General features: G+C 65.4%; 23 protein-coding genes, 1 pseudogene and 1 riboswitch. Of the genes and pseudogenes, 6 read left to right on the top strand and 18 right to left on the bottom strand.

The features are described 5' to 3' along the window. Nucleotides 1–4 precede the first annotated feature (4 nt). The 4 genes from gatB to ACVWY6_RS05030 all read right to left on the bottom strand — a co-directional run bounded on the left by gatB (nt 5) and on the right by ACVWY6_RS05030 (nt 4,684). Nucleotides 5–1,495 (bottom strand): Asp-tRNA(Asn)/Glu-tRNA(Gln) amidotransferase subunit GatB, encoded by a 1,491-nt coding sequence (gene gatB, locus ACVWY6_RS05045; protein WP_457536487.1) that lies wholly within the window; start codon nt 1,493–1,495, stop codon nt 5–7. Between the two features lie 102 nt (nt 1,496–1,597). Beyond that, nucleotides 1,598–2,632 (bottom strand): ATP-dependent 6-phosphofructokinase, encoded by a 1,035-nt coding sequence (locus tag ACVWY6_RS05040; RefSeq protein WP_023963826.1) that lies wholly within the window; start codon nt 2,630–2,632, stop codon nt 1,598–1,600. A gap of 111 nt (nt 2,633–2,743) precedes the next feature. Then, nucleotides 2,744–3,397: a response regulator gene (locus ACVWY6_RS05035; RefSeq protein WP_062801105.1), complete on the bottom strand. Its 654-nt coding sequence runs from the start codon at nt 3,395–3,397 to the stop codon at nt 2,744–2,746. A 9-nt stretch (nt 3,398–3,406) separates the two neighbouring features. Beyond that, complete coding sequence (locus ACVWY6_RS05030; protein ID WP_457536484.1) at nt 3,407–4,684, bottom strand: sensor histidine kinase; 1,278 nt, start codon at nt 4,682–4,684, stop codon at nt 3,407–3,409. A 166-nt stretch (nt 4,685–4,850) separates the two neighbouring features. Here ACVWY6_RS05030 and ACVWY6_RS05025 point away from each other — a divergent pair, with 166 nt between their 5' ends. Then, on the top strand, nt 4,851–5,465 hold the full coding sequence (locus ACVWY6_RS05025) for a hypothetical protein (RefSeq protein WP_457536482.1): 615 nt from the start codon (nt 4,851–4,853) through the stop codon (nt 5,463–5,465). Then, nucleotides 5,462–6,673 (top strand): alpha/beta-hydrolase family protein, encoded by a 1,212-nt coding sequence (locus ACVWY6_RS05020; protein WP_457536480.1) that lies wholly within the window; start codon nt 5,462–5,464, stop codon nt 6,671–6,673. Before ACVWY6_RS05025 ends, ACVWY6_RS05020 begins: the two co-directional genes overlap by 4 nt. Nucleotides 6,674–6,722: 49 nt before the next feature. Here ACVWY6_RS05020 and gatA read toward each other — a convergent pair whose 3' ends face one another. The 3 genes from gatA to ACVWY6_RS05005 form a co-directional block, all read right to left on the bottom strand. Beyond that, entirely contained in the window at nt 6,723–8,216 is a 1,494-nt protein-coding gene (gatA, locus tag ACVWY6_RS05015; RefSeq protein ID WP_457536478.1) for an Asp-tRNA(Asn)/Glu-tRNA(Gln) amidotransferase subunit GatA, read from the bottom strand. Beyond that, complete coding sequence (gene gatC, locus ACVWY6_RS05010; RefSeq protein WP_023963838.1) at nt 8,213–8,512, bottom strand: Asp-tRNA(Asn)/Glu-tRNA(Gln) amidotransferase subunit GatC; 300 nt, start codon at nt 8,510–8,512, stop codon at nt 8,213–8,215. Before gatC ends, gatA begins: the two co-directional genes overlap by 4 nt. 107 nt (nt 8,513–8,619) lie before the next feature. Then, nucleotides 8,620–9,186, bottom strand: coding sequence for an antibiotic biosynthesis monooxygenase (locus tag ACVWY6_RS05005; protein ID WP_457536476.1), 567 nt, complete (start codon nt 9,184–9,186; stop codon nt 8,620–8,622). 109 nt (nt 9,187–9,295) lie between these two features. Between ACVWY6_RS05005 and ACVWY6_RS05000 the strand changes: the two genes are divergently transcribed. After that, nucleotides 9,296–9,637 carry a YbjQ family protein gene (locus ACVWY6_RS05000; RefSeq protein ID WP_030172081.1) on the top strand — a complete coding sequence of 114 codons (342 nt, stop codon included), beginning with the start codon at nt 9,296–9,298 and terminating at the stop codon, nt 9,635–9,637. Between the two features lie 68 nt (nt 9,638–9,705). Beyond that, on the top strand, nt 9,706–10,371 hold the full coding sequence (locus ACVWY6_RS04995) for an ACT domain-containing protein (protein WP_023963844.1): 666 nt from the start codon (nt 9,706–9,708) through the stop codon (nt 10,369–10,371). 23 nt (nt 10,372–10,394) lie between these two features. Here the strand turns inward: ACVWY6_RS04995 and ligA are convergent, their stop codons facing one another. The 4 genes and pseudogenes from ligA to ACVWY6_RS04975 all read right to left on the bottom strand — a co-directional run bounded on the left by ligA (nt 10,395) and on the right by ACVWY6_RS04975 (nt 15,527). Next, nucleotides 10,395–12,530: an NAD-dependent DNA ligase LigA gene (gene ligA / locus ACVWY6_RS04990; RefSeq protein WP_457536473.1), complete on the bottom strand. Its 2,136-nt coding sequence runs from the start codon at nt 12,528–12,530 to the stop codon at nt 10,395–10,397. A gap of 94 nt (nt 12,531–12,624) precedes the next feature. Beyond that, nucleotides 12,625–13,629 carry an ABC transporter substrate-binding protein gene (locus ACVWY6_RS04985; protein WP_457536472.1) on the bottom strand — a complete coding sequence of 335 codons (1,005 nt, stop codon included), beginning with the start codon at nt 13,627–13,629 and terminating at the stop codon, nt 12,625–12,627. A gap of 105 nt (nt 13,630–13,734) precedes the next feature. Next, a pseudogene (locus tag ACVWY6_RS04980) lies at nt 13,735–14,490 on the bottom strand (ABC transporter ATP-binding protein); the annotation flags it as partial. Continuing rightward, nucleotides 14,490–15,527: a FecCD family ABC transporter permease gene (locus ACVWY6_RS04975; RefSeq protein WP_457536470.1), complete on the bottom strand. Its 1,038-nt coding sequence runs from the start codon at nt 15,525–15,527 to the stop codon at nt 14,490–14,492. The pseudogene ACVWY6_RS04980 and the gene ACVWY6_RS04975, both read right to left, overlap by 1 nt. Before the next feature lie 124 nt (nt 15,528–15,651). After that, nucleotides 15,652–15,866, bottom strand: a riboswitch (cobalamin riboswitch). 44 nt (nt 15,867–15,910) lie between these two features. Between ACVWY6_RS04975 and ACVWY6_RS04970 the strand changes: the two genes are divergently transcribed. Continuing rightward, a complete protein-coding gene (locus ACVWY6_RS04970) occupies nt 15,911–16,315 on the top strand; it encodes an MmcQ/YjbR family DNA-binding protein (RefSeq protein ID WP_116914895.1) in 405 nt (134 codons plus the stop codon). Between the two features lie 231 nt (nt 16,316–16,546). On the opposite strand, the gene ACVWY6_RS04965 is transcribed toward ACVWY6_RS04970, so the two are convergent. The 7 genes from ACVWY6_RS04965 to ACVWY6_RS04935 all read right to left on the bottom strand — a co-directional run bounded on the left by ACVWY6_RS04965 (nt 16,547) and on the right by ACVWY6_RS04935 (nt 23,623). Beyond that, entirely contained in the window at nt 16,547–17,560 is a 1,014-nt protein-coding gene (locus ACVWY6_RS04965; protein WP_317714248.1) for a uroporphyrinogen decarboxylase/cobalamine-independent methonine synthase family protein, read from the bottom strand. Beyond that, nucleotides 17,557–18,705, bottom strand: coding sequence for a tRNA 2-thiouridine(34) synthase MnmA (mnmA, locus tag ACVWY6_RS04960; protein ID WP_457536467.1), 1,149 nt, complete (start codon nt 18,703–18,705; stop codon nt 17,557–17,559). Before mnmA ends, ACVWY6_RS04965 begins: the two co-directional genes overlap by 4 nt. Beyond that, entirely contained in the window at nt 18,705–19,922 is a 1,218-nt protein-coding gene (locus ACVWY6_RS04955; protein WP_457536465.1) for a cysteine desulfurase family protein, read from the bottom strand. The genes mnmA and ACVWY6_RS04955 overlap by 1 nt, the downstream gene beginning before the upstream one ends. 84 nt (nt 19,923–20,006) lie before the next feature. Then, on the bottom strand, nt 20,007–20,891 hold the full coding sequence (locus tag ACVWY6_RS04950; RefSeq protein WP_457536463.1) for a lysophospholipid acyltransferase family protein: 885 nt from the start codon (nt 20,889–20,891) through the stop codon (nt 20,007–20,009). After that, entirely contained in the window at nt 20,888–21,697 is an 810-nt protein-coding gene (locus ACVWY6_RS04945) for a GNAT family N-acetyltransferase (protein WP_457536461.1), read from the bottom strand. The genes ACVWY6_RS04950 and ACVWY6_RS04945 overlap by 4 nt, the downstream gene beginning before the upstream one ends. 132 nt (nt 21,698–21,829) lie before the next feature. After that, nucleotides 21,830–22,786, bottom strand: coding sequence for an electron transfer flavoprotein subunit alpha/FixB family protein (locus ACVWY6_RS04940; RefSeq protein WP_062801131.1), 957 nt, complete (start codon nt 22,784–22,786; stop codon nt 21,830–21,832). A 51-nt stretch (nt 22,787–22,837) separates the two neighbouring features. Beyond that, entirely contained in the window at nt 22,838–23,623 is a 786-nt protein-coding gene (locus tag ACVWY6_RS04935; protein WP_023963866.1) for an electron transfer flavoprotein subunit beta/FixA family protein, read from the bottom strand. A 213-nt stretch (nt 23,624–23,836) separates the two neighbouring features. On the opposite strand from ACVWY6_RS04935, the gene ACVWY6_RS04930 reads away from it, so the two are divergent. Continuing rightward, nucleotides 23,837–24,658: a class I SAM-dependent methyltransferase gene (locus tag ACVWY6_RS04930; protein WP_457536459.1), complete on the top strand. Its 822-nt coding sequence runs from the start codon at nt 23,837–23,839 to the stop codon at nt 24,656–24,658. Nucleotides 24,659–24,682 lie beyond the last annotated feature (24 nt).

Raw genomic sequence — 24,682 nt, 5'->3', positions numbered from 1 at the left:
GCCGCTACTGGCAGGCGGCCAGTACCAGTTCCTTGACCCGGGCCGGATCTGCCTGTCCCCGTGTGGCCTTCATGACATCGCCGACGATTTTGCCTGCGGCGGCCACCTTGCCGCTGCGGATCTTCTCCGCGATGTCGGGGTTGTTGATCAACGCCTCGTCGACTGCCTTCTGCAGCGCGGAGTCGTCGCGCACGACCTCCAGGCCCCGGTCGGCAATGATCTGTTCGGGTTCACCCTCACCGTCGAGCACTGCCGTCACGACCTGCTGCGCGAGCTTGTTGGTGAGTTTGCCCTCGTCGACGAGAGCGACAACTGCCGCAACCTGCTTCGGGGTGATCGGCAGATCCGCCAGCTCGGTACTCCGGGAGTTCGCCTGCTGGGCCAGGAACGAGACCCACCAACCGCGCGCGGCGTCCACCGACGCGCCGGACTCCACCGTTGCGATGATCAGGTCCACGGCACCGAGGTTCACCAGGTCACGCATCACCTCGTCGGACAGACCCCACTCCTGCTGGATCCGTGCGCGCCGCAGCCATGGCAGTTCGGGGATGGTCTCGCGGAGTTTCTCGATCCATGCCGAATCGGGTTGCACCGGAGGCAGATCCGGTTCGGGGAAATAGCGGTAGTCCTCTGCGGTTTCCTTGCGGCGCCCGGCCGAGGTGGATCCGTCGGACTCCTGGAAGTGCCGGGTCTCCTGGATGATGTCGACCCCCGACTTGAGCAGCGCACCCTGGCGCCGCATCTCGTACCGGACCGCGACCTCGACACTCTTGAGTGAGTTGACGTTCTTGGTCTCGGTGCGGGTACCGAACTCGGTGGCGCCCTTCGGCATCAACGACAGGTTGGCATCGCAGCGCATGGAGCCCTGGTCCATACGGACGTCGGAGACACCGAGCGACTTCAGCAGATCACGCAGTGCGGTGACATAGGCGCGGGCGACCTCCGGTGCCCGCTCCCCCGCTCCTTCGATCGGCTTGGACACGATCTCGATCAGGGGCACGCCCGCGCGGTTGTAGTCGAGCAGCGAGTGGCTCGCGCCGTGGATGCGACCGGTGGATCCGACATGCAGAGACTTGCCGGTGTCCTCCTCCATGTGGGCCCGCTCGATCTCGACGCGCCAGGTGGTGCCGTCGTCGAGCGCGACGTCGAGGTAGCCGTCGTACGCGATGGGGTCGTCGTACTGCGAGATCTGGTAGTTCTTCGGCTGATCCGGGTAGAAGTAGTTCTTCCGGGCGAAGGTGCTCGACGGACGGATCGAGCAATTGAGGGCCAGGCCGATGCGGATCGCCGACTCGATGGCCTTCTCGTTCGCCACCGGCAGGGAGCCGGGCAGGCCGATGCAGACAGGGCACACTTGGGTGTTCGGTTCGGCACCGAAGGTGGTGGGGCAGCCACAGAACATCTTGGTGTTGGTGCCCAGCTCGACATGCACCTCCATGCCCATCACGGGATCGAATTCGGAAATGACATCGTCGTAGTCGAGCAGTTCGGTCATGCACCGAGTTTAACTGGCCCCCACACCCCCGATGATGTGCCCTTTTGGCGGCGCTCACCTGGGCTTTCACTCGCCATAAGGGCACATCATCGGGGTGGGGAGTCAGCCGAAGAAGGCCGCAGCGTCTTCGTAGCGGTTCTGGGGAACGAGTTTGAGCTCTTTGGTGGCCTCACCGATGGGAACCAATCCGATGTTCGGCCCTTGGAGGCTGACCATCATCCCGTAGTCGCCGTTGTGCGCGGCGTCGGCGGCGTTCACCCCGAATCGGGTGGCCAGCACCCGGTCATAAGGTGTCGGTTTGCCACCGCGCTGCACGTGACCGAGCACGGTCGTCCGTACTTCCTTGTTGATCCGGCGCTCGATCTCGACGGCGAGCTGTTGAGCGACTCCGGTGAACCGCTCGTGTCCGAACTCGTCGAGTCCCCCCTTGAGCACCGAGAAGTTACTGCCCTCGGCAGGTTTGGCCCCCTCGGCGACCACGCAGATGAAGTGCGAGTCACCGCGCTGGAAGCGGCGTTTGACCAGACGGCACACCTCTTCGACATCAAACGGCTGTTCGGGGATGAGGATCATGTGCGCACCGGATGCGATGCCCGAATGCAGCGCGATCCAGCCGGCGTGGCGGCCCATCACCTCCACCAGCATCACGCGCTGATGCGACTCGGCGGTGCTGTGCAAACGATCGATGGCGTCGGTTGCGACGGTCAGCGCGGTGTCGAACCCGAACGTCACGTCGGTGCAATTGATGTCGTTGTCGATGGTCTTGGGCACCCCGACCACCGGGACACCTTCATCGGACAGCCAGGACGCGGCGGTCAACGTGCCCTCGCCGCCGATCGGGATCAGTACGTCGATGCCGTTGTCGTCCAATGTCTGCCGGATCTGGTCGAGGCCTGCACGCAGTTTGTCCGGATGTGTGCGGGCAGTACCCAGCATGGTGCCGCCCTTCGCGAGCAACCGATCGTTCCGGTCGTCGGCGGCGAGATGGATCCGCCGGTCCTCGAGCAATCCCCGCCAGCCGTCGAGGAATCCGACCACCGCCGACCCGTACCGGACCTCGCTGGTCCGGACCACGGCCCGGATCACCGCGTTCAATCCTGGGCAGTCACCGCCACCGGTTAGCACTCCAATGCGCATCTGGTGTTCCCGCTCCCTTTCATCTGTGCTCAGACTGTCATCTCTGCTCGGACAGCACGCGCTCTGCGGGCGCCACTGGCTTCAATTGTGCAACCGAACGCAAGCTACGGCTCAGCGCACGCCGTTTTCGTAGGCATAGACAACCGCTTGCGCGCGGTCGCGCAGCTGCAACTTCGAGAGCAAGTTGCTGACATGGGTCTTGACCGTCTGCTCGGCCACAAAGAGATGGGTGGCGATCTCGGCGTTCGACTTGCCCTCGGCCACCTGCTCGAGCACCTCGCGTTCGCGAGGGGTCAACCCGGAGAGTTCGCTCGACGGGGCGCGGCGAGGGCGTTGTCTACTGGTCACCTCGGCGATCAGCCGACGGGTTACCGACGGTGCGAGCAGTGCGTCACCGGCTGCCACCACGCGGACCGCACGCACCAGCTCTTCGGCCGGAGCATCTTTGAGCATGAAGCCCGAGGCACCGATCCGCAGGGCCTGATAGACGTAGTCGTCGATGTCGAAGGTGGTGAGCATCAGGATTTTGCTGGACACCTTTGCCGGTCCGGAAAGCAGTTGTTCAGCTGCTGCGAGTCCGTCGAGGACGGGCATGCGCACATCCATCAGCACCACGTCCGGGTGGAGCTGACGGACCGCCGTCACCGCTGCCTTGCCGTCCGGCGCGTCCCCGACCACCGAGATGTCGGACTGTGCGGCCAGCAGGGCACCGAAGCCCTGTCGAACCATTGCTTGATCGTCCGCAATGAAGACCGTGATCGACACGTCGACAGCCTACTTTTCCACCATCCCGGCCTGCAGACCCGACTGTCCCGAATCATCGACCACACCCGGCGCCCGAATCGGCAGGCGTGCCTGCACGACAAACCCACCGTCGGGTTGCGGCGCTGCGGACAGCACACCACCGACGGCTTTGGCCCTCTCGATCATTCCCGGAATGCCCAGTCCCCCTTCGGAATCGAGCCCGATGGGTTGTTCCGTCGGAGCGGTGTTGGCAATGGTCACCGCGAGTTCGGTTCCCTTGACCGTCACATCGACGCGCACCTGCGACCCCGCCGCGTAACGGGTGGCGTTCGCCAACGATTCCTGCACGATCCGGTACGCCACCAACGCGCACGCGTCACCCACCTCGTCCGCGCCGACGGCCGGGTAATACGTGACGTCGATCCCCGCGCCCCTCGTCGCGGAGATCAGTCCGTCGATCTGCGCCAGCCCCGGGTTCGGGTTGCGTGCAAGAGCATCGGCGGCCGAATCATCTTCGAGACGAAGCACACCGAGCATGGTGCGTACCTCGTCGAGGGCTTCGCGTGCGACGTTGGCGATGGCATCGAACTCGGCCGCAGCCGCGTCGCCGACACCTTCGATCCGGTATTTCGCGGTCTGTGATTGCACCACCACCACCGACATCCGGTGAGCCACAACGTCGTGGAGGTCGCGGGCGATGCGGGTCCGTTCCGAGAGCACCGCATTCTTTGACTTCTCGGTGTCCTTCAGTTTGGTCTGCTGGGCGAGTTGGGCACGGGATCGCACGATGATGCGGATCAGCACGCACATGATGCCGGCGACCGCCAGTCCGATCACCCAGCCGACCTCGGCCTCGCTCGGTGCAACCGAGAACATCACCAGTGCCGACACCAGCCAGATCACCGGCAGAAGGCGTAGCGGCGCCTTGAGATAGGCGAGAACCGTGAGCACCACCAGTTCGATGAAGTGCACCACCTGAATGGAGTAGTTCCAGGTGTCGAGCCGATCGATGGTCAGCCCGATGACCTGTGAGGACACCACCGAGATCGCCCAGCCCAGTGTGGGATTCGCCCAACCCAGCATGATCGGGAGGGCGGCGAACGCCGCGACGACAGGCATCAGCGCTGGCTGCACATCGTGTGTGACCGCCAGCGTCGGCCACGCAATGGCGTACATGATGAGCGCAACGAGCGTGAAGAAGATGTTGACCTTGCGACTCAAGAATCCGATGACCACCGGGTCTGCGGTGATCGGCAGCTTCTTGGCCTCGTCGACCACATAGTCGGCGGCAGCAGTCAACAGTTTCATTTGTTTGACAGTAGCCACCCATTCCTCGTCCGACCCCATACCTGAGACTGAGATCTGCACCGACCCGCAGGTAGCACGCGCACCCTGCGTGCACCTCGTAGTAGCCACCGGACAACGCGTCCGACGACCGATGTGCACGGGTGCTCTCCATTTCTACGTTCAATTCATGCGAGCCGTACACAACCGAATCTTTCTGTCCAGCTTGGTGATCTGCTTCGTGGTGGCCTTGGGGCTGTGGCCCGCAACCGCCGCCGCAACTACATCCGCAACGGGGATGTCGCCCGCCGAGGCCGCTGACATCCGTACCCCGGCCGGCGCGGCGATTGCGGCATTGACAGGGCCGAGGCCCGCCGATGCGATCGCAGTACTGCCCGTGGAATTCGAGGCAGCGATGGGTTATCGGCCCGAGGTGGTCGATGGCATGCCGATCGATCCCGCAGGCGCCTGCTCATCGCCCATCCCGTTGCCCGACCGGTTCGAACCGCTTTGCAAGACACACGATTTCGGATACGACCTGTTGCGCCTCGCCGACAAGAACGGCGTTCCGCTGGCCGGTTGGGCTCGGGTGGCACTCGACACCATGCTCGCCGAGCGTATGCATGAGGTCTGCGACGATCCCGCATGCGACTGGGCCGCCGATCTCGCCCGGGTGGGGTTGAGCTTCAACACCTGGCGTCAGCACTCGGGCGCCCCGGTCGCGCGGGAGTCTTTTCCGGCGATCGTTGCATCCACCTTCGTCCGCGGTGGCGAGTCGCTCGCATCCCTGGTGGGTCTGGCATGAAGGCACGCACGTGGCCACACCCGTTGGTGACGGCCGGCACCACAGCAGGCGCGGCAATCGCTTTGGCCCCCGGCTCGCTGCCCCGCGAAGCACTGATCCAGGGCGTACTGCTCGCGGCCTTCGCCGGCATCGGCGCCCTCATCGGCATGCTGGCGTCCCGCTTCGTCCCGTGGCCGGCCGCGCGCGCGAGGAAGGCCACTGCCGTCGCCGGGGGCCTGGTCATCGTTGCGATGTTCGTACAGATGATCTGGTGGCAACTCGAGTTGCGCTGGGCTCTGGGCACAGAGACCCTCGACCTCGGATGGGTGGCCGTGGCCGCCGCGCCCTCCGGGTTGGTGGCCGTGGGTGTTGCCCTGCCCTCCCGTATCCGCATGATCGGCGCGGTGCTCGCTGCCGCCATCGCGCTGTCGGTCGCCCCGTCGCCTGCCGGTGCTGCGGGGTCAGGCGAGTCTGTGGCGCACAAGTTCATCGCTGTCGGCGAACAATCCACATCGCTACGGGTCTACGGGGAACTCGACACCCGCGACGTCACCGACCGCGCGCAGAATCTGGTGAAACGATGGCAGGCAGCGGGTGGGATGCACCGCAGTGCGGTGGTGGTCGCAGTACCCACCGGATCGGGGTGGGTGGACCCGGACGCTCTGGTCGGGATCGAGTCGCGAATGGCCGGAGATGTGGGAGTTATTGCCCTGCAGTACAGCGACATTCCGTCTTGGCAGGCTTTTCTGTCGAGTTCCGCACCGGCCCGCGACAGCGCTATCGCGGTCACGGCCGCGCTCATCGATGCCGTCAACCGGTCGGCCTTGCCCAGCCGCCCGCACATCTACCTCTACGGCCAGAGTCTGGGCGCGGTCGGCGCCGACGCGGCACGGCAATGGGCACAGGACAACCGGTCCGGCGTGTTGTGTCACACAGTGCTCGCGGGCGCCCCGGCGGGCACAGCGACACTGTCGGCGCCGTCGACCACCGTGTTGGCGAACGGATCGGATCCCGTGGTGCGCTGGTCCCCGCGGTTGATCTGGCAACCGCCGGCGCTGGCGTCCGGCATCACCCACGATTTGCCGACACCACCGTGGCTACCGGTGGCCGGGTTCGTCCAGGCCAGCGCGGACCTGATCGGGGCACTGTCGTTCCCTGCCGGTCACGGTCATCAGTACGGGACCGAGCAGGGTCACGTCTTCCCGCTCTGCCCCGAAAATGGTGGGTAAGGGCGAGGCCCACCTGGGGAAATCCTCGCCCGAACCCACCAAAATCGGGTCAGACGATCGGGCCCCGGGCCGCCTCGTAGGCGGCGCCGACGCGATACAGCCTCTCGTCGGCCATCGACGGAGCCATGATCTGCAGTCCCACGGGCAGTCCATCGTCCTCGGACAACCCCGACGGCACCGACATCGCGCAGTTCCCGGCCAAGTTCACCGGGAGGGTGCAGAGGTCGAAGAGATACATGGCCAGCGGGTCGTCGACCTTCTCGCCGATCGCAAACGCCGTTGTCGGAGTGGTCGGCGACACCAGGACGTCCACGGTCTCGTACGCCTTGGCGAAGTCGCGGGCGATGAGCGTGCGAACCTTCTGTGCCTGACCGTAGTACGCGTCGTAGTAGCCAGACGACAATGCGTAGGTTCCGATCATGATGCGGCGCTTGACCTCTGGACCGAAGCCGGCCGCACGGGTCATTGCCATCACCTGTTCGGCGCTGTGGCTGCCGTCGTCGCCGACCCGCAGTCCATATCGCATCGCATCAAACCGTGCGAGGTTGCTGGACACCTCGGACGGCAGGATCAGATAGTAGGCACCAAGTGCATAGGTGAAGTGCGGGCACGACACCTCGACCACTTCGGCGCCACGCTCACGCAATGCCTCCACGGCCGCGTTGAACGAGGACAGCACGCCCGCCTGGTAACCGTCACCCTGCAATTCGGCGACGATACCGACCTTGACACCTGAAAGGTCCTGCGAAGCGCCGGCTTTCGCGGCGGCAACCATGTCACCGACCGGTTGGTCGATCGAGGTCGAATCCCGTGGGTCGTGCCCGGCGATCACCTGGTGCAGGAGCGCGGTGTCCAGCACGGTGCGCGCGCACGGTCCGCCCTGATCGAGCGACGAGGCACATGCCACCAGCCCGTACCGCGAGACGGTGCCGTATGTCGGTTTCACGCCCACGGTCCCGGTGACCGAGGCTGGCTGACGCACAGAACCGCCGGTGTCGGTGCCGATGGCTAGCGGCGCCTGGAACGAGGCCAGGGCCGCCGCGCTGCCGCCACCCGACCCGCCGGGGATCTTTGTTGTGTCCCAAGGGTTTCGGGTGACGCCGTATGCCGAGTTCTCGGTGGACGATCCCATCGCGAACTCGTCCATGTTGGTCTTGCCGAGGATCGGGATGCCCGCAGCACGCAGCCGTGAGGTGACGGTGGCATCGTACGGAGGTACCCAGCCCTCGAGGATCTTCGAACCACAGGTGGTGGGCGCGTCGGTGGTTGTGAACACGTCCTTGAGGGCCAGAGGAACACCGGCAAGCGGCGATGCCGGGGACTCGCCCGCAGCAATGGACTTGTCGACGGCCGCGGCCGCCTGCAGTGCTTCGTCGGAATTGACGTGCAGGAAGGCGTTCAGCTCACCGTCCACCTCGGCGATCCGGTCGAGGTGCGCGCTGGTGACCTCCACGGCAGACAGGTCACCGGCATGGATCTTCTCCGCCAATTGGGCGGCGGACAAGCCGGTGATCTCGCCGGACTGGCGGGTGGGTGCGGTCACTGTTCTTCTCCGAGGATCTGCGGCACTGCGAACCGTCCCTGCTCGACCGAAGGTGCACCCGAGAGGGCTTCCTCGGTGGTGAGACTGGGCACGATGGTGTCGGGCCGTAAGACGTTGGCGATGTCTGCCGGATGTGCGGTGCCGGGGATGTCGGCCGCGGCGACTTCCGAGATGTTGGCGACGTGGGACAGAATCGAATCGAGCTGACCGGCGTAGTGGTCGAGTTCGTCGTCGGTCAGCGCCAGCCGCGACAGCCGGGCGAGATGCGCAACCTCATCACGCGAGATGGCAGACACGAGAGATGCACCCTTTCTGTTCGAGGGCGGCCCACGATGATGTCGGCCCGAACCCCGGTCCAGACTAGTCGGCGCCGGTCCCCCGATCGCCTCAGGTGCCGCGAGCCCTACAACCAGCGTTTGAGTCGCGCGGTGATCCACGGCAGCAGCAGGTACACCATCAGCGGTGTGCTCACCAATGTGGCGATCAACGTCTTCACCACCAGCGGCGTGTCCCCCAGGTGGGCGATGATGCCGATGTTGATCGCCAGACTGAGAGGAAAGAAGCCGACCCAGATGGTGATCGCCTGCTTCCAGCGTGGTGGCGGAGCGCCCATCACGCGTACTGCCTGCGTCAACGTGGACTGTGGCTCGAACCACCCTTCGATGCCGGACAGGCGATGGGTGGCGTACTCCACCGCGATCCCCTCCCCACGCGAGAGCCAGGCCTTGCGCACCGGCGACGACACCCAATCGTCGACCTGTGCATGGTTCTCGAACCGGTACATGACGTAGTACTCGCCGGGCACCTTCGATGAGCGCAACCACCCTCCGCCGAGGAAGCCTGGGAATGTCCGGGCCAGTGCGATTCCGGCGTCGGTCCAGGCGATGAAGTCGTGTTCTCGATCAGGCTCGATCCGGCGTGCCACGGACGTGGTCACGTCGGAATGATCACGCGAATCATCGATTGCCATCCGGTCATTATCGAGCCCGACCGGCAACCGCCCCGAACTCTGGGCCCGCCTCGTGATCAGGCGAATATCCGGCGGGCGGATGATGGGTCGCCGACGTATCGTCTCGTTCATGATCATCGTCACAACAAATGACATCCCCGGCTACCGGATCACCTACACCTTCGGCGAGTGCTTCGGGCTGACCGTCCGGTCACGCAACATCGGATCGAACCTCGGTGCCGGCTTCAAGGCGATGGCGGGTGGTGAACTCAAGGGAGTCACACAACTACTCCACGATTGCCGTCAGGAAGCACTGCAGCGCTTGGCGACCGAGGCGCAGCAACGCGGCGCGAACGCCGTGGTGGCGTTCCGGTTCGAGACCACCGAGTTCGGTGGAACCGGTATCGAGGTGTGCGCGTACGGCACGGCAGTGGGCGTCGAAGCGCTCCCCGGAACCACTCCTCCGGCCTGATCGCCAGGCCACTGAGCACCGGCCACTGAGGGCGCGCCACACGGCAGGGCCGACGTAGCGGTGGGACAATGTCGACCGTGTCCTATCTGCTGCGCGTCTACCTCCAGGACCGGCCCGGATCCTTGGGCCTCCTGGCCGTTTCCCTGGGTTCGATCGGTGCCGACATCCTGTCGCTCGACGTTGTCGAACGCGGCGAAGGGTACGCAGTCGATGACATCGTCGTCGAGGTTCCGCGCAGCTCGCTGCCCGACACCCTGATCACTGCCGCAGAGAAGGTTGATGGCGTGCGAGTGGATTCGATCCGCCCGTACACCGGCATCCTCGAGACCCACCGGGAACTCGAGTTGGTCAACGAGATCGCGGCCGCCGGCCGCGATCGGCTACAGGTCCTGGTCGAGGCGGCACCCCGGGTTCTGCGGGTTGCGTGGGCCACCATCATCACCTCAGGCGCCAACGGGGCGATCCAGCTCTTCGGGAGCTCTGGCGCCCCGGAAACCCAACTCACCGATGCGAGTTGGCTGCCGATCGACCACGAGGCCGAACTGGATCCGGAATCGCCATGGGTGCCGCAGTCCTGGCGCGACATGGACACTCGGCTGGCCGCAGCGCCCATCGGGTCACCGGGCAAGGCGTTACTCCTCGGTCGACCGGGTGGCCCGGACTTCCGTCCGTCCGAAATTGCCCGGATCGGCTACCTCGCGAAGATCGTGACGACGGTGCTCAGACAACCCTGACCTGGTCGGCCGCGTCATCAGTCCTACGGCGCGTCACCTTCGTTCACGTCGGCAGGTGATTCGTCGGCCTGTGCCGGCGGAGGCCCTTCTGCCAGAAGCTTTTTGAACCCGTCTTCGTCGAGAATGGGTACGCCGAGCTGTTCTGCCTTGTCCGCCTTGGTACCGGGCGAATCCCCGACGACAACATAAGCTGTCTTCTTCGACACCGACCCTGACGCCTTGCCCCCGCGCACCAGGATGGCCTCTTTGGCGCCGTCGCGGGAGAAGTCCTGCAGCGAGCCGGTGACCACGATGCTCAGGCCTTCGAGCGTGCGCGGGATGGAAGCGTCGCGCTCGTCCTCCAGCTGCACACCGGCCTCACGCCATTTGCGGACGATCTCACGATGCCAATCGACCGTGAACCAATCAGCGACACTCTGCGCCAACGTGTTACCCATACCCTCCACGCTGGCGAGCTGTTCGGCTGTTGCCGATTCGATGGCCTCCAAGCTGCCGAACTCGGTGGCCAATGCGCGCGCGGCACTCGGGCCGACGTGCCGGATCGACAACCCGACCAATACCCGCCAGAGCGGTACCTTCTTGGCCGCAGAAAGGTTCGCGAGCAACCGCTTCCCGTTCGCGGAGAGATCTCCCGATTTGGTGGTGAATAAAGTGGTCTTGCGGAGATCGTCCTCGGTCAGGCTGAACAGATCACCCTCGTTGTCGAGCACCCCGGAGCTCAGAAGCGCGGTGGCAGCCTCGTATCCGAGAGCCTCGATGTCGAATGATCCGCGACCGGCGATATGGAACAGCCGCTCTCTCAGCTGGGCCGGACACGATCTGCTGTTGGGACAGCGGATGTCGGCGTCGCCCTCCTTCTGCGGCGCCAATTCGGTGCCGCATTCGGGACAGTGCGTGGGCATCACGAATTCACGTTCGGTGCCGTCTCGCAGGTCGACTACAGGGCCGAGTACTTCGGGGATGACGTCGCCGGCCTTCCGGATGGTGACGGTATCGCCGATCAGAACGCCCTTGCGCTTGACCTCGGACGCGTTGTGGAGCGTTGCCATGCCGACCGTCGAGCCCGCCACCAGAACAGGCTTCATCGATGCGAAAGGAGTGACCCGTCCGGTGCGTCCGACATTGACCAAGATGTCGAGCAGTTTCGTGGTCGCCTCTTCGGGGGCGTATTTGTACGCGATGGCCCAGCGCGGCGCGCGCGAGGTGGAGCCCAGCCGACGTTGGAGCGAGATGTCGTCCACCTTGACGACGATCCCGTCGATCTCGTGTTCGACGTCGTGGCGGTGTTCACCCCAGTAGGCGATCTTCTCCAGGATGGCGTCGGCGCCCGTGAGTTTGGTGGTGTGCTCGGAGACCGGCAGTCCCCAGGCACCCAGCGCCAGATAGGCGTCATGAAGAGTCTTGGGCGGCGTTCCGTCGATCCGGCCGAGCCCGTGACAGATCATGCCCAGTCGTCGTCTGGCGGTGATCTGGGGGTTCTTCTGACGGAGGGACCCGGCCGCAGAGTTGCGTGGGTTGGCGAACGGCGCCTTGCCCGCCTCCACGAGAGACGCGTTGAGCGCCTCGAAATCCTCGACTCGGAAGAACACCTCGCCGCGTACCTCGAGCAGGTCGGGTATCGGGTAGTCGTCGGACGGGGTGAGCCGGTGCGGTACGTCGTTGATGGTCTTGGCGTTGAGCGTGACGTCCTCACCGGTACGTCCGTCGCCGCGGGTGGTACCGCGCACGAGGACACCTTTTTCGTAGACCAGCGCCAGGGCGACGCCGTCGATCTTCAGCTCACACAGATATTCCAAGCCCGAACCGGCGTCAGCCTCCACCCGCGACACCCAGCTGCGCATCTCCTCGGCGTCGAACACATTGTCCAGCGACATCATTCGCTCGAGATGGTCGACGGCCTTGAACTCGGTTGCGAAACCGCCGCCGACCAACTTGGTGGGCGAATCGGCGACAGCCAACTCCGGGTACTGGTCTTCGAGGGCCTGCAGGCGGCGCAACAACGTGTCGAACTCACCGTCGGTGATGACGGGAGCGTCTTTCACGTAGTAGCGGAACTGGTGGTCACGCACCTCCTCGGCCAGCTGCGACCACTGCTCTCTGGCCGCAGAAGGAGTCGGCTCCGCGGGCGTCTGCTCACTGATGTCTGCACTGTTGGCCACCCCTCGAAGATAGTCCAGAGGGCTGACACCGAAACCGGACTCGCGGGGTTCGATCCATCGGTAGGGACTTGGGCGGTGGAGCCCCCGCGGGTCTCTAGCGGCCGATGGATCGCAGGTAGTCCCCGACCGTGACCACAGCTTGCGGGTTCCTGGGGCCCTCCACCAGGGCCGCGTAGGGCAGCGCCATGATGTGTCCCCCTCGAACTGCGGTCGAGCCCGACATCAACGGGTGCGATTCGAGCTGACGGATCTTCGCGGCGACGGAGTCGGCCGGCCCCGCCCCGTAGTCGACGATGATGATGACCTCGGGATCACGCTGGGCGGCGGCCTCCCACGAGGTGGTGGTCCACGAGTCGTTCAGGTCATCGAAGATGTTGCGGCCACCGGCCTCGGTGATGATCTGTTGGGGCGCAGCGGTTCTGCCCGAGGTGAAGGGTTCGGGGGCGGCACTGTCGAAGAGGAAGACCCTGGCCGGGTCACGGTCTCGCGGTACAGCCTCGTTCACCCCGCGCACCAGGTTCCGGTACTCCTCCACCAGGTTGTCCGCACGCTCGCGGACCCCGAAGATGTCGCCGAGGTTCTCCAGATCGGCATAGAGCGCATCGAACGGCGACATGATCCCCCGGCGCGTTGTTCCGGGCTGACGACATGCCTCGGTGAGTTGGTACGGGACGGCGCCGATCTGTTTGATCCAGTCCGGTGTCAGGCCGGTCGACTCCCGGAAGCCGTAGTTCCACCCGGCGAAGACGAAATCGGGGTCGGCGGCCTGCACGATCTCCCGGGTGAATGCCTTGCCCAGTTCGGGGGTCGATTCGAAATCCGCCTTCCAGGGCGAGGTCTGCACGTCCCGTTCTTTGCCGGGATACGTGGTGTACCCGACGAGCCGGTCGGCCAGTCCGAGCGAGAACATCATCTCGGTGATGCCGGTGTCATTGGTCACCACACGAGTCGGCGTCCCCGATACCGTCAGTGGCGCACCGCAATTCGTCACCGTCACCGTGGGCCCGCCGGAAGGGGCCTTCTGCTCCACGTCGGCGCCGCACGCGCTGACTGCCACCGCCATCACGATCATCGCAAGGGCACAGCGATTTCGGTACATTCAGCTCTCCTCGTGGTGAAGGGCGTGGGGTGTGCAATTCGGCACTGGTTTGTGCCCGTCGGAGACGGCCCTGAAGTGCCCGTCGGAGACGGCCCTGTTGAGACCGTCGAAGATGATCTGGGGAACGCCGAGGCGGGGATGGGCGACGATGTGGCAGCCGATCGAGAACCACCGGTTGATCACGGTTTCGGTGAAGACCTCGTGAGGGGTCCCGGCACACACCACCGCGCCGTCGACGAGCACGAGGACACGGTCGCAGTACTGCGCGGCCAGATTGAGATCGTGCAATGCCGCTATCACCGTGATGCCCAACGCTTTTGCCGCACCGAGCACGCCGTGTTGATGTTGCACGTCGAGATGATTGGTCGGTTCGTCGAGCACGAGCACCTGTGGTTCCTGGGCCAGAGCACGGGCGATCAGTACGCGCTGCTTCTCGCCGCCGGACAGAGACGAGAACAATCGCGAGCGCAGATCCCCGGCATCGGCCTTGTCCATCGCCTCCCCGATGGCCTCGTCTTCGGCGGCACGGTCGCGGGCGACGATCCCGCTGTGTGGCAATCGCCCGGTGGCGACCACCTCGCGCGCTGTGAAGTCGAAATGCAAGGTGTTGTCCTGGGTCAACGCGGCCACTTGACGGGCATTCTCGCGCATGCTGATGGCACGAATGTCGCGCTCACCCACCATGATACGACCGTCGGACGGCTTCAACGCCCGATACAGACAGCGCAGCGTCGTGGATTTGCCGCTGCCGTTGGGCCCGACGATCCCGACGAACTGACCCGCCTCGACGGTCAGGTTCATGTCGCCCACCACCAGACGGCCGCCGATCTCGACGTCTACGTGATCGAACTGCACGCGCATCAGATCTGCACCATCCATGCATCACGGCGTTTCATCAAGAACACGAACACCGGTACCCCGACTGCCGCGGTGATCGCCCCCAGTGGCAGTTCCTGTGGAGGTACCACCGTGCGCGACAACAGGTCGGCAGAAACGAGGAAGACGGCGCCGAGCAAGGGCGTCACGATGATGAGTCGCCGGTGATCGGCGCCGACGAGCAGTCGCGCCACGTGTGGGACGACCAGACCGACGAATCCGACCGCGCCACACACGGACACGAAACAACCCGTCATCGCGGCCGCGATGACGAACAGGAGGATCCTGAACCGCGATGCGTTCAGTCCCAGTGCGGCACTGACCTCGTCGCCCATCGACAACGCGTTCAGGCGTCGCGCGCACAGGGCGATGGACACCATTCCCACCGCGGCGACGACCACCACCAGTGGAACCATGCCCCAACTGACGCCCGACAGGCTCCCCAGGAGCCAGAACATCACGCTGCGCGCACCGTCACCTTGCGGTGCCATGAAGATCAGCACGGTGGTGACCGCCGAGAAACCGTATCCGAGCGCGGTTCCCGTCAACACGAGCCGCAAAGGCACCAATCCGGCTGCCGATCTCGCCATCAGATAGACGAGGGCGGTGGCACCGAGGGCGCCCAGGAACGCTGCGGTACTCAGCGCGTAGATACCCAGCGCACCGAAAGTGCCGAACAGGACAACTGCGGTCGCGCCCACGGATGCCCCCGACGAGATCCCGAGGACATACGGGTCTGCCAATGCGTTGCGCACCATCGCCTGTACGAGCAGACCCACAGCACTGAGTCCGGCGCCGACGAACATTGCCACGATCAGTCGCGGCATTCTGGAATCGATCACTATCCGGTAATTGGGCACGTCGTCCGCGGATATTGCGCCTCCGACCAACTCGGCCCAGAGGAACGAGGTGGTGTCGCGCCAGGGAACGTGAACGGTACCGAACATGAGTGCCACCACCGACACAGCGACCAGCGCGAGACACAACCCGACCACCAACGCAGTCACCGAATGAGGGCGCATCGCCGCACTTTCCGCTGTACCGGATGCCGGCCGACCCGTACGCATGCGTCAGCGAATGAAGGCGCGCGCGAGCACACCATCACCGCGTCAACCGTGTCCCTCGGAGTCGACGGGCGACCACGCCGGCGGCGCGGTCGCGTTGGCAGGTCTTCGGACTCGTGGACATGGCACCGAATAGTCGGTGCCTCCTACCGGCGGTCGCTTCCCAGGCATACACCCAGTGCTGGTGACCGCGTTCGTTTCCACTCACCGCTGCGGGGCAGTTCCGGATCTTCACCGGATTCCCTCTTACGATCCGCCGGTCACTGACCGACGGAAACCAACGCCCGGTCAACCTAACATTTCACCGGCACCCGAACAGACACCGGTTCTAGACTGTCGCCATGCCCCACCCGATCATGTACTCCGAGGACGACCCGGTCCTGATTCGACTGCGCACCATCGCCCTCGCGTTCCCGGATGCGACGGAGAAGATCGCACACGGTCGCCCAACGTTCCGCGGCGCGAAGATGTTCGGCATGTACGGCGGCGGGGTCAAAGGTGGACCCCAGTTCGAGCAATCGCTGCTGTTCAAGGTCGAACAGACTGAACGCGTTGCACTGGAACAAGACTCGCGATTCTTCTATCCGGCGTACGTGGGACCGTACGGATGGATGGGGATCGACCTGTCGGCACGGCCGGACTGGACGGAGGTGGCCGAACTACTCGATGCCAGCTACCGCTCTGTCGCGACCAAGAAGCTGATCGCCCGGCTCGACGCCGGCGAGCGCCCCGACGAACTGACCTGACGTCATCGCTCGGTTGCTGCGCCGGGGCCGAACTCATCACCGTCCTCTGCGGGCTGGGGCCTCGCATCGTCACGGCCATGGCACGGGAGCGGCCAGATGAAAGTGCCGCCCTGCATCGCGGTTCGAACCCGCGTCGGTTTCGCGCATATCCGTGCGCGGCAGGCGAAGTTGTCCATACCTCATCAGAGGCTGCGCAGACGATGAATGTTCCCGATCGACCGGGCCGGGTCGCTATACCGCGGTCGGGTCGGCGAGCAAGCCGGCCGCCGCTGTGGTGCACAGCGAGAGCGCCGTCTTCGCCCAGGCGGCATCGGCACCGGCCAGACCGCACGCGGGACTGATCACCACCTGCTCCGCCAGGACCTTCCGGGACAGCCCGATTCGGTCGGTCAGAGCGGCGCACGACGCGGCCACCTGTTCTGCGGCGAGTTCGGTTGCGGGGGCAGCCGTCGGCACGGCGCCAAGGATGACGTCCCGACCCTCGTCGAGCAGCTGCCCGATACCGTCGAGGTCCGCCGTGCGGATCTGGGCGAGATCCACACTGACCGCAGCGAATCTGGTGCGCTCCAACAGCTCCCACGAAAGGTTCGCCGAGCAGTCGTGCATCACCACCGGCCTGCCGACGACGTCGATGAAGCCGTCGTACTTCTCGGCGAGCACAGCGACGGGTACGGGCCTGATGATGTCGAAACGGGTGAGCGGCTCCACCGAGCCCTCGATCACCCGCCCGATCATCGGTTCGTCGATCTGGACGATCACCTGAGCTCCGGTGCGGCGACGGACCTCGTCGGCATGTACTCGCAGGCCCTCGGCCATCGAATCCACGAGATCCGACCACGCCCCGACATCGTGCAGGATCTTGTGACCGTTGCGCAGTTCCACCGACGCGGCCAATGTGAACGGGCCGCACGCCTGCAGCTTGACGAAGCGGTCGGTCGCAGCCATCCCGGCACGCTCCCAGGCCTCTTCGAAGGCGTCGAGGTCGGCGTTCAGAAAGTCACGCGCGCGGCGGGTCAACCCGGATTTGCGTGCCGACAGTCGGTAGCCGGAGGCCACGGTGTCCATCGGCATGTCCACCAGCAGGGCAGCCGACCGCCCGATCATGTCGGCCCCGAGCCCGCGCTGCGGCAGTTCGGGAAGAAACGCCAGCTCGCACTCGCCCAGGCTGATGCCCGCGGATTCGATCGGATCGGTACCCGGCATCGATCCGACACCGGTTCCGGTGCCGGCCGGCAGGACGGTCACGTGGTGGCGCTGCTGACGAGATCCGACGGGACCGAACCGGTGACCGCGATTCGTCCGCTGCCGATGACCAGGTCACCCGACACCGAATCCGGCTGGTACAGCACCGCCGCCTGCCCGCGGGCCACCCCGGTGAGAGGGCTGCGCAGGGTGATGCGGATACCCGGGCCCTGTCCGTCGACACCGTCTGAAGGCTCAAGCTCGATGGCCTCGGCCACGGCCGGCGCCAATCCGCCGTGTGCCCGGACCTGGACCATGCACTCGAACGGTTCGGTGGGAGCGTGTCCGGACGTCCAGATGGCCTTGCGGGCGGTGATCGTCCACACCTGGAGATGCTCGGAGGAACCCACCGTCACGGTTCCGGAGTCGGGATCGATCTCGGTCACGTACCGCGGTTTGCCGTCGACAGCCGGTGCATCGATACCGAGCCCCTTGCGCTGTCCGATGGTGAACCCGTGGACGCCTTCGTGCTGGGCCAGTTCGGCACCGGAGTCGGCGTCGACGACCTTGCCGGGCCGGACACCGATCGTGGCACCCAGGAACGCCCGGGTGTCACCGGTGGGGATGAAGCAGATGTCATGGGAATCGGGCTTGTTGGCAACGGACAAGCCGCGAGCGGCGGCCTCTTCCCGGATCTGGTCCTTGGGTGTGTCGCCCACGGGGAACATCGCCCGCGACAGCTGCTCCGGCGTCAGCACGGCGAGCACGTACGACTGGTCTTTGTCGTGGTCGACCGCCCGACGCAACCGGCCGCCTTCGAGCCGTGCGTAGTGGCCGGTGGCAACCGCGTCGAAGCCCAGGGCGATGGCGCGTTCGGCCAGAGCCGAGAACTTGATCTTCTCGTTGCATGTCAGGCAGGGATTGGGGGTCTGCCCGGCCGCGTACGCCGCAACGAACTCGTCGATGACGTCATCTTTGAAGCGATCGGCGAAATCCCAGACGTAGAAAGGGATTCCGAGAACATCCGCGGCCCGCCGGGCATCAGACGCGTCCTCGCGCGAGCAGCAACCTCGGGATCCGGTCCGCAGTGCGCCGGGCGCAGTGGACAGGGCCAGGTGTACCCCGACCACGTCGTGTCCGGCGGCCACCGCCCGTGCGGCAGCCACCGCCGAGTCGACACCACCACTCATTGCTGCGAGTACTCGCATCAGCGCTCTCCTGCCATTGCCGTGGCCATCCCGGCGGCGCGGGCGCGGGAGACCACTTCACCGATGACGGCGCCTACGGCGTCGATGTCATCGCTAGTTGTCGAGGGCGCCAGTGAGAACCGCAGCGAACTGCGGGCCCGCGCAGTGGATACGCCCATCGCGGTCAGCACATGAGACGCCTGGGCCACGCCTGCGGTACACGCCGAGCCGGTGGAGCATTCGATGCCGTTGGCGTCGAGCAACATCAACAGCGAGTCACCTTCGCAGCCCGGAAACGACACGTGCACGTTGCCCGGCAGCCGTGCGGGGCCGGTGGGTCCGTTGACCACACAGTCGTCGGTGTTCTCGGTCAGCACCGCGAACAATTGGTCACGCAGGTTCGTCACTGCCGGGACGGTGACCGACAGCTCTCGCACCGAATGTTCAAGTGCTACAGCCATTCCCACCGCAGCCGCGACGTCGGGGGTACCCGAGCGAACGTCCCGTTCGTGCCCACCACCGTGGAGCAGCGGCACGCAGTCCACATCGCGGCCCAGCAACAGCGCGCCGATCCCGTGGGGCCCACCGAACTTGTGTCCGGCGATGCTCATCGCCGAGAGGCCGCTGGCGGCGAAGTCGAGCGGAAGGTGTCCGGCCGCCTGCACAGCATCGGAATGCATGGGAACGCCGTACTCTCGGCAGATCGCGGCAAGCTCCGCGATCGGCTCGATGGTGCCGACCTCGTTGTTCGCCCACATCACGCTGACCAGTGCGGTGTCCTCTGCATGCGCGGTGAGCGCGGCCCGCAGATCTGCGGGGTCGACAAGCCCCTGATGATCGACGGGCAGCCAGGTGACCTCGGCTCCCTCGGTGTCGGCAAGCCAGAGCACCGGGTCGAGAACGGCGTGGTGCTCGATGGATGACGCAATGATGCGGCGACGGCCGGCGGCCGGCGAACCCGACTTGTTCCGCGCCCAGAAGATGCCTTTGACCGCGAGATTGTCGCTTTCGGTTCCGCCCCCGGTGAAGACCACCTCAGACGGTCGCGCACCCAGCGAGGCCGCGATGGATTCCCTCGATTCCTCCAGGTGCCGACGGGCGCGCCGCCCTGACGCGTGCAGCGACGAAGCGTTGCCCGCAGTGCCCAGGATCTGACTCATCGCCACGACTGCTGCAGGCACCATCGAGGTTGCCGCTGCGTGATCGAGGTAGATCGGGGCCCGGTCGGAGGAATACATAACCAATCCAGGATAACCGCTCGCAGAGCAGGTTCTATTCCACCGGCGTCTGGACGGCGCCCCGGCACCGGGACCGTCCGGTGGTCAGCTCACCATCGCGGCGGGGATGTCCGACGAGAGACCGATCAACGAAGGTTCTCCGAACACGATCCGCTCGCAGCGGTCGGCGAGCTCACGTCGGTCCGATCCCGGCCATTGGGGTTCGCAGAGGCGGACGTGCACGGTCAGACCTTTGGCCCGCAGGACCCGACCCATCGTGTCGGCGATGTTGTCGGTTCCGATGAAGGCCGCGACCGGGCTGATCGCGCCGTCCGGTGTGTGAAAACTCACCACCAGAGGCTGGACCGGAACCCCCGTTTCGACCGCGGCCTGGAAGATCGCGGGGCGGAAACGACCACCGCCGCGACCGCATCGCGTCGTCCCCTCGGGGAACAACCCGACGTTGTCCCCCGCTCGGAGTCCGTCGACGGCGTCCGAGATGACGGATGGGAGGTCGCGCAACGACTCGCGGCGGATCGGGATCACACCCAGGCGACGGGTGAGCGTTCCGATCACCGGCCATCGGGTCAGTTCTGCCTTGGCCACGAAGCGGGCAGGGCAGACGGTGGCGATCGCGAGGATGTCCAGGAACGAGATGTGGTTGGCGACGATGAGGCCTGCGCCTGCGGCCCGTGGATCTCCCGCAGCCAATCCGCTGTGCCGGACGCGTACCCGGATGCCGATCGAAGCCAGCAACAGGACAGCCATCCACCGCACGTACCCAGCACGCGCCGACCGTGGCAGCAGAGGCACCAGGACCCCGAGGGTGACCGCGACCGCCACGGTGGTCAGCAGTGCGATGACGCGCCAGCTCCTGCGTACCCGCCCCGCTGCGCAGCTCGAGGTGGACAGGCAACTGCTGTCACAGGCACTCGCCGGAAACCAGCTGTGCCGAGCGGGCGCGTTCGTCACCATCGGGTCGTCTGTCATCCGGGTACCCGCTCGGCAGCCTGGCGGAGTCGGTCAAGGTACCTGGTGTTCGCGCGTTCGCGATCGATCACCGTGAAGAAGTCGGCCACCCCGAAATCGGGGTCGTAGGCCGGTTCTCCGCACACCCAGGCCCCCATCCTCAGATATCCACTGAGCAGGGGTGGGAATACCAGACGCTCGGGCGGTGCGATGTCGTCGAGCCGCAGGCCGTTGAGCACCACCGGCCTGTGCGGGTACACCTCCCACGGACCTCGGTGCCGGTCGCGCACGAAGTCCCTGATACCGCGGACCTGTGCGCCGGGCCGGTCGCGGTCGCTGTCCTTGCAGATCGGCACCGAGGTCGCACCCATCAGGTACCGGTAGCCACTGAGATCCAGATACCTCAAGATGCCCGCCCACATGAGAGCCAGGACCGATCCGGACCGGTGTTCGAGGGCAACACACGCCCGGCCCATCTCGACCGTTTGCGGCGCAATCGAATCCAATTCGTGGACGTCGAATTCCGTAGCCGTGTAAGGGCCTCTGGCGGCGATGGCACCCGGCGACGGCAGGAGGCGATAACAGCCGACCACGGCGCCGGTCATGTTGTGGCGCACCATGAGGTGGTCACAGAACTCGTCGAACGGGTCGCAATCACGTCCGTCGGTGACTCCGGCCATCGCGCCGCCGAAACCCGGCTCGTTCGCGAAGACCTGATAACGCAGACGTGCAATGACGTCGATGTCGGAAGGGTCGGTACTCAGATACAGGCTGTAGTCACGCCCGGAGACGAGTGCGGTCGTGCTGATGACTGCGGGTGGCCTCATGGGCACAGGTGTACCGAGCGCGTCGGACCGGTCGGAATCGGCGGCGTGTCGTGTCGGTGCAACGTGCATGAACAGCAGATGACCCCCCGGCAGGGTGCCAGGGGGTCATCTGTGGTTCAGCTGCGAGCGGTGTTACTTGCGCTTCTTGACCGCTTCGGTGAGCTGCGGTGCCACGTTGAAGAGGTCACCGACGATGCCGTAGTCGGCGATCTCGAAGATGGGAGCCTCTTCGTCCTTGTTGACCGCCACGATGGTCTTGGAGGTCTGCATACCCGCACGGTGCTGGATGGCGCCTGAGATACCCAGAGCGACATACAGTTGCGGCGACACGGTCTTACCGGTCTGGCCGACCTGGAACTGGCCGGGGTAGTAACCGGAGTCGACAGCCGCACGCGAGGCACCGACAGCGGCACCGAGCGAATCGGCGAGTTCCTCGACGACAGAGAACTTCTCGGCACTGCCGACGCCGCGTCCACCGGACACCACGATGGTGGCCTCGGTCAGTTCCGGACGGTCACCGCCGACGTTCGGCTCGACCTTGGTGATCTTGACCGCGTTCTCGGGAACCTCGGGCACCTCGACGTCGACGCGCTCGCCTGCGCCGGCCTGGGGGGCTGCCTCGACGGCGCCGGGACGCACCGAGTACACCGGGACGTCGCCGCCGGCCTGTGCCTCGGCGGAGAAGGCGCCGCCGAAGATGGAGTAGACGCCCACTCCGCCTTCTTTGACCTCGACCACGTCGGCGTGAACGCCTGAACCGAGCCGTGCGGCAAGGCGGCCGGCGATCTCTTTGCCGTCGAAGTTGGCGGTGACGAGGACACCGGCCGGGGAGACCTGCTCCACCAAGGTGCCGAGGATGTCGACCTTCGGCGTGATCAGGTAGCCGTCGACGTCGTCGGACTCGGCGACGTAGATCTTCTCGGCGCCGAACTCCTTGAGCTCGTCGGCGATGGCGTCGGTTGTTCCGGGCTTGGCCGCGACGACAACAGACGGGGTGCCCAGTGCGCGGGCAGCGGTGATGAGTTCGGAGGTGACCTTCTTCAGGGCACCTTCCGCGTCCAACTCGGCGAGGACGAGTACTTCAGCCATTTGTTAACTCCTTGCGGTGTGGTCGATGTCGGGGGATGTGTTCGGCGGGGATCAGATGATCTTCTGACCGACCAGGAACTCGGCGACCTTCGTGCCGCCGTCACCCTCATCGACGACCTTTTCGCCCGCGCTCTTCGGCGGCTTGGGGGTCGCGCTGGTGACCGTCGATCCGGCATTCGCCAGTCCGACCTCTTCGGCTTCGACGCCGATGTCGGCAAGCGAAAGAACCTGAACCTCTTTCTTTTTCGCCGCCATGATGCCCTTGAAGGACGGGAAGCGAGGCTCGTTGATCTTCTCTCCGACGCTGACGATGGCAGGCAGGGTGGACTCGAGATGGAAGATGCCCTCGTCCGTCTCACGCTCGCCGGTGATCTTGTCGCCCTCGATGGTGAGCTTGCGCATGTGGGTGAGGTGCGGGAGCTCGAGGTACTCGGCGATGATGGCCGGCACCGCGCCGACGCGACCGTCGGTGGCCTCGTTGCCTGCGATGACGAGTTCGACGCCCTCGACGGTGCCCAGCGCACGGGCGATGACCCATGCGGTCTGGATGGCGTCGCTGCCGTGCATCTGGTCGTCCTTGACGTGGATGGCCTTGTCGGCCCCCATCGACAGTGCCTTACGGATGGCGTCGGTCGCGCGATCCGGTCCGACCGTCAGCACGGTGACTTCACCGCCGTCCGCTTCTTTGATCTTCAGAGCCTCTTCGACGGCCTTCTCGTTGATCTCGTCGAGTACGGCGTCCGCGGCTTCGCGATCGAGGGTGTAATCACCGTCGCTGAGCTTGCGCTCGGAGTAGGTGTCAGGGACCTGCTTGATCAGAACGACAATGTTTGTCATGGGTCTTCGTCGACCTCCTGCGTAGGGTTCTGGACAACTTACCCGTCGGTAAGTACTCCTGTTTCTTTACCACCTTAGCGCGCACTTCCGGCAGGTCGAACACCCGATTGCAGGGGAATGAAGTCGGTCACACTGCCTTGCCGAACCCCGCATCGCGAGGGTCACCGCGAGGTCCGCCTCCGGCTCCACACACGGCCCACTAGGCTCTGCTGGATGGTCAGCCCCACGCATGGATCCAACAACGCCGTCGGATCGCCTGCCCCGATCGGCGCCGAGGACGGCGCAACAGCCCCCGAACAGGGTTTATCGCTCACCGGGGAGCGGACAGTTCCCGGAATTCCCGAGGAGAACTACTGGTTCCGCCGCCACGAGGTCGCCTATGAGTACATCGCCGACCGTTGTCACGGACGCGATGTCCTGGAAGCCGGATCAGGCGAGGGTTATGGCGCCGACCTGCTCTCCGCTGTCGCCCGATCGGTGACGTGCGTCGACTACGACCAGTCCGCCGTCGAGCACACACGGGCGCGCTACCCGCACCTCACCATCCACCAGGCGAACCTGATCGACCTACCCCTTGCCGACGCCTCGATCGACTGCGTCGTCAACTTCCAGGTGATCGAACACCTGTGGGATCAGCCCGCGTTCGTGGCCGAGTGCCTGAGGGTGCTCCGCCCTGGTGGTGAGTTGCTCATGTCCACGCCGAACCGGATCACCTTCTCCCCCGGCCGCGACACCCCACTCAACCCGTTCCACACCCGGGAACTCGATCCCGCCGAACTCCACGAACTGCTCTCCGCAGCGGGCTTCTCGGTCGTCGAGCAATTGGGCGTCCGTCATGGCCGGGGACTCCGCGAACTCGACACCCGATGGGGTGGCTCGTTCATCGACGCCCAGATCGACCGGGCGCTGTCCGGTCAGGCCTGGCCCAGCGACTTGACCGCAGACGTGGCGGGGGTGAGCACCGCCGACTTCGACATCTCCGGAACCGATCTCGACAACAGCCTCGACCTGCTGTTCGTCGCGGTGAAGCCGTGACCGAAGCGGGTCTTCGCGACGACG

This window comes from Williamsia sp. R60 (assembly GCF_054063855.1).
The sequence above is the reverse complement of the archived record's forward strand: the minus strand, read 5'-3'. Positions and strand labels throughout refer to the sequence as shown.

Excerpts from the sequence above, each read along its gene's own strand:
- ACVWY6_RS04940 (WP_062801131.1), bottom strand. The coding sequence starts at position 22,786 with ATGGCTGAAGTACTCGTCCTCGCCGAGTTGGACGCGGAAGGTGCCCTG.
- ACVWY6_RS04935 (WP_023963866.1), bottom strand. The coding sequence starts at position 23,623 with ATGACAAACATTGTCGTTCTGATCAAGCAGGTCCCTGACACCTACTCC.
- ACVWY6_RS04985 (WP_457536472.1), bottom strand. The coding sequence starts at position 13,629 with ATGTACCGAAATCGCTGTGCCCTTGCGATGATCGTGATGGCGGTGGCA.
- ACVWY6_RS04975 (WP_457536470.1), bottom strand. The coding sequence starts at position 15,527 with ATGCGCCCTCATTCGGTGACTGCGTTGGTGGTCGGGTTGTGTCTCGCG.
- ACVWY6_RS05005 (WP_457536476.1), bottom strand. The coding sequence starts at position 9,186 with ATGGCAATCGATGATTCGCGTGATCATTCCGACGTGACCACGTCCGTG.
- ACVWY6_RS04950 (WP_457536463.1), bottom strand. The coding sequence starts at position 20,891 with ATGACAGACGACCCGATGGTGACGAACGCGCCCGCTCGGCACAGCTGG.
- ACVWY6_RS05025 (WP_457536482.1), top strand. The coding sequence starts at position 4,851 with ATGCGAGCCGTACACAACCGAATCTTTCTGTCCAGCTTGGTGATCTGC.
- ACVWY6_RS04995 (WP_023963844.1), top strand. The coding sequence starts at position 9,706 with ATGTCGACCGTGTCCTATCTGCTGCGCGTCTACCTCCAGGACCGGCCC.
- ACVWY6_RS04930 (WP_457536459.1), top strand. The coding sequence starts at position 23,837 with ATGGTCAGCCCCACGCATGGATCCAACAACGCCGTCGGATCGCCTGCC.
- ACVWY6_RS05040 (WP_023963826.1), bottom strand. The coding sequence starts at position 2,632 with ATGCGCATTGGAGTGCTAACCGGTGGCGGTGACTGCCCAGGATTGAAC.
- gatB (WP_457536487.1), bottom strand. The coding sequence starts at position 1,495 with ATGACCGAACTGCTCGACTACGACGATGTCATTTCCGAATTCGATCCC.
- ACVWY6_RS04970 (WP_116914895.1), top strand. The coding sequence starts at position 15,911 with ATGCCCCACCCGATCATGTACTCCGAGGACGACCCGGTCCTGATTCGA.
- ACVWY6_RS04955 (WP_457536465.1), bottom strand. The coding sequence starts at position 19,922 with ATGTATTCCTCCGACCGGGCCCCGATCTACCTCGATCACGCAGCGGCA.
- mnmA (WP_457536467.1), bottom strand. The coding sequence starts at position 18,705 with ATGCGAGTACTCGCAGCAATGAGTGGTGGTGTCGACTCGGCGGTGGCT.
- ACVWY6_RS05000 (WP_030172081.1), top strand. The coding sequence starts at position 9,296 with ATGATCATCGTCACAACAAATGACATCCCCGGCTACCGGATCACCTAC.
- ACVWY6_RS05020 (WP_457536480.1), top strand. The coding sequence starts at position 5,462 with ATGAAGGCACGCACGTGGCCACACCCGTTGGTGACGGCCGGCACCACA.
- ACVWY6_RS05030 (WP_457536484.1), bottom strand. The coding sequence starts at position 4,684 with ATGAAACTGTTGACTGCTGCCGCCGACTATGTGGTCGACGAGGCCAAG.
- ACVWY6_RS04945 (WP_457536461.1), bottom strand. The coding sequence starts at position 21,697 with ATGAGGCCACCCGCAGTCATCAGCACGACCGCACTCGTCTCCGGGCGT.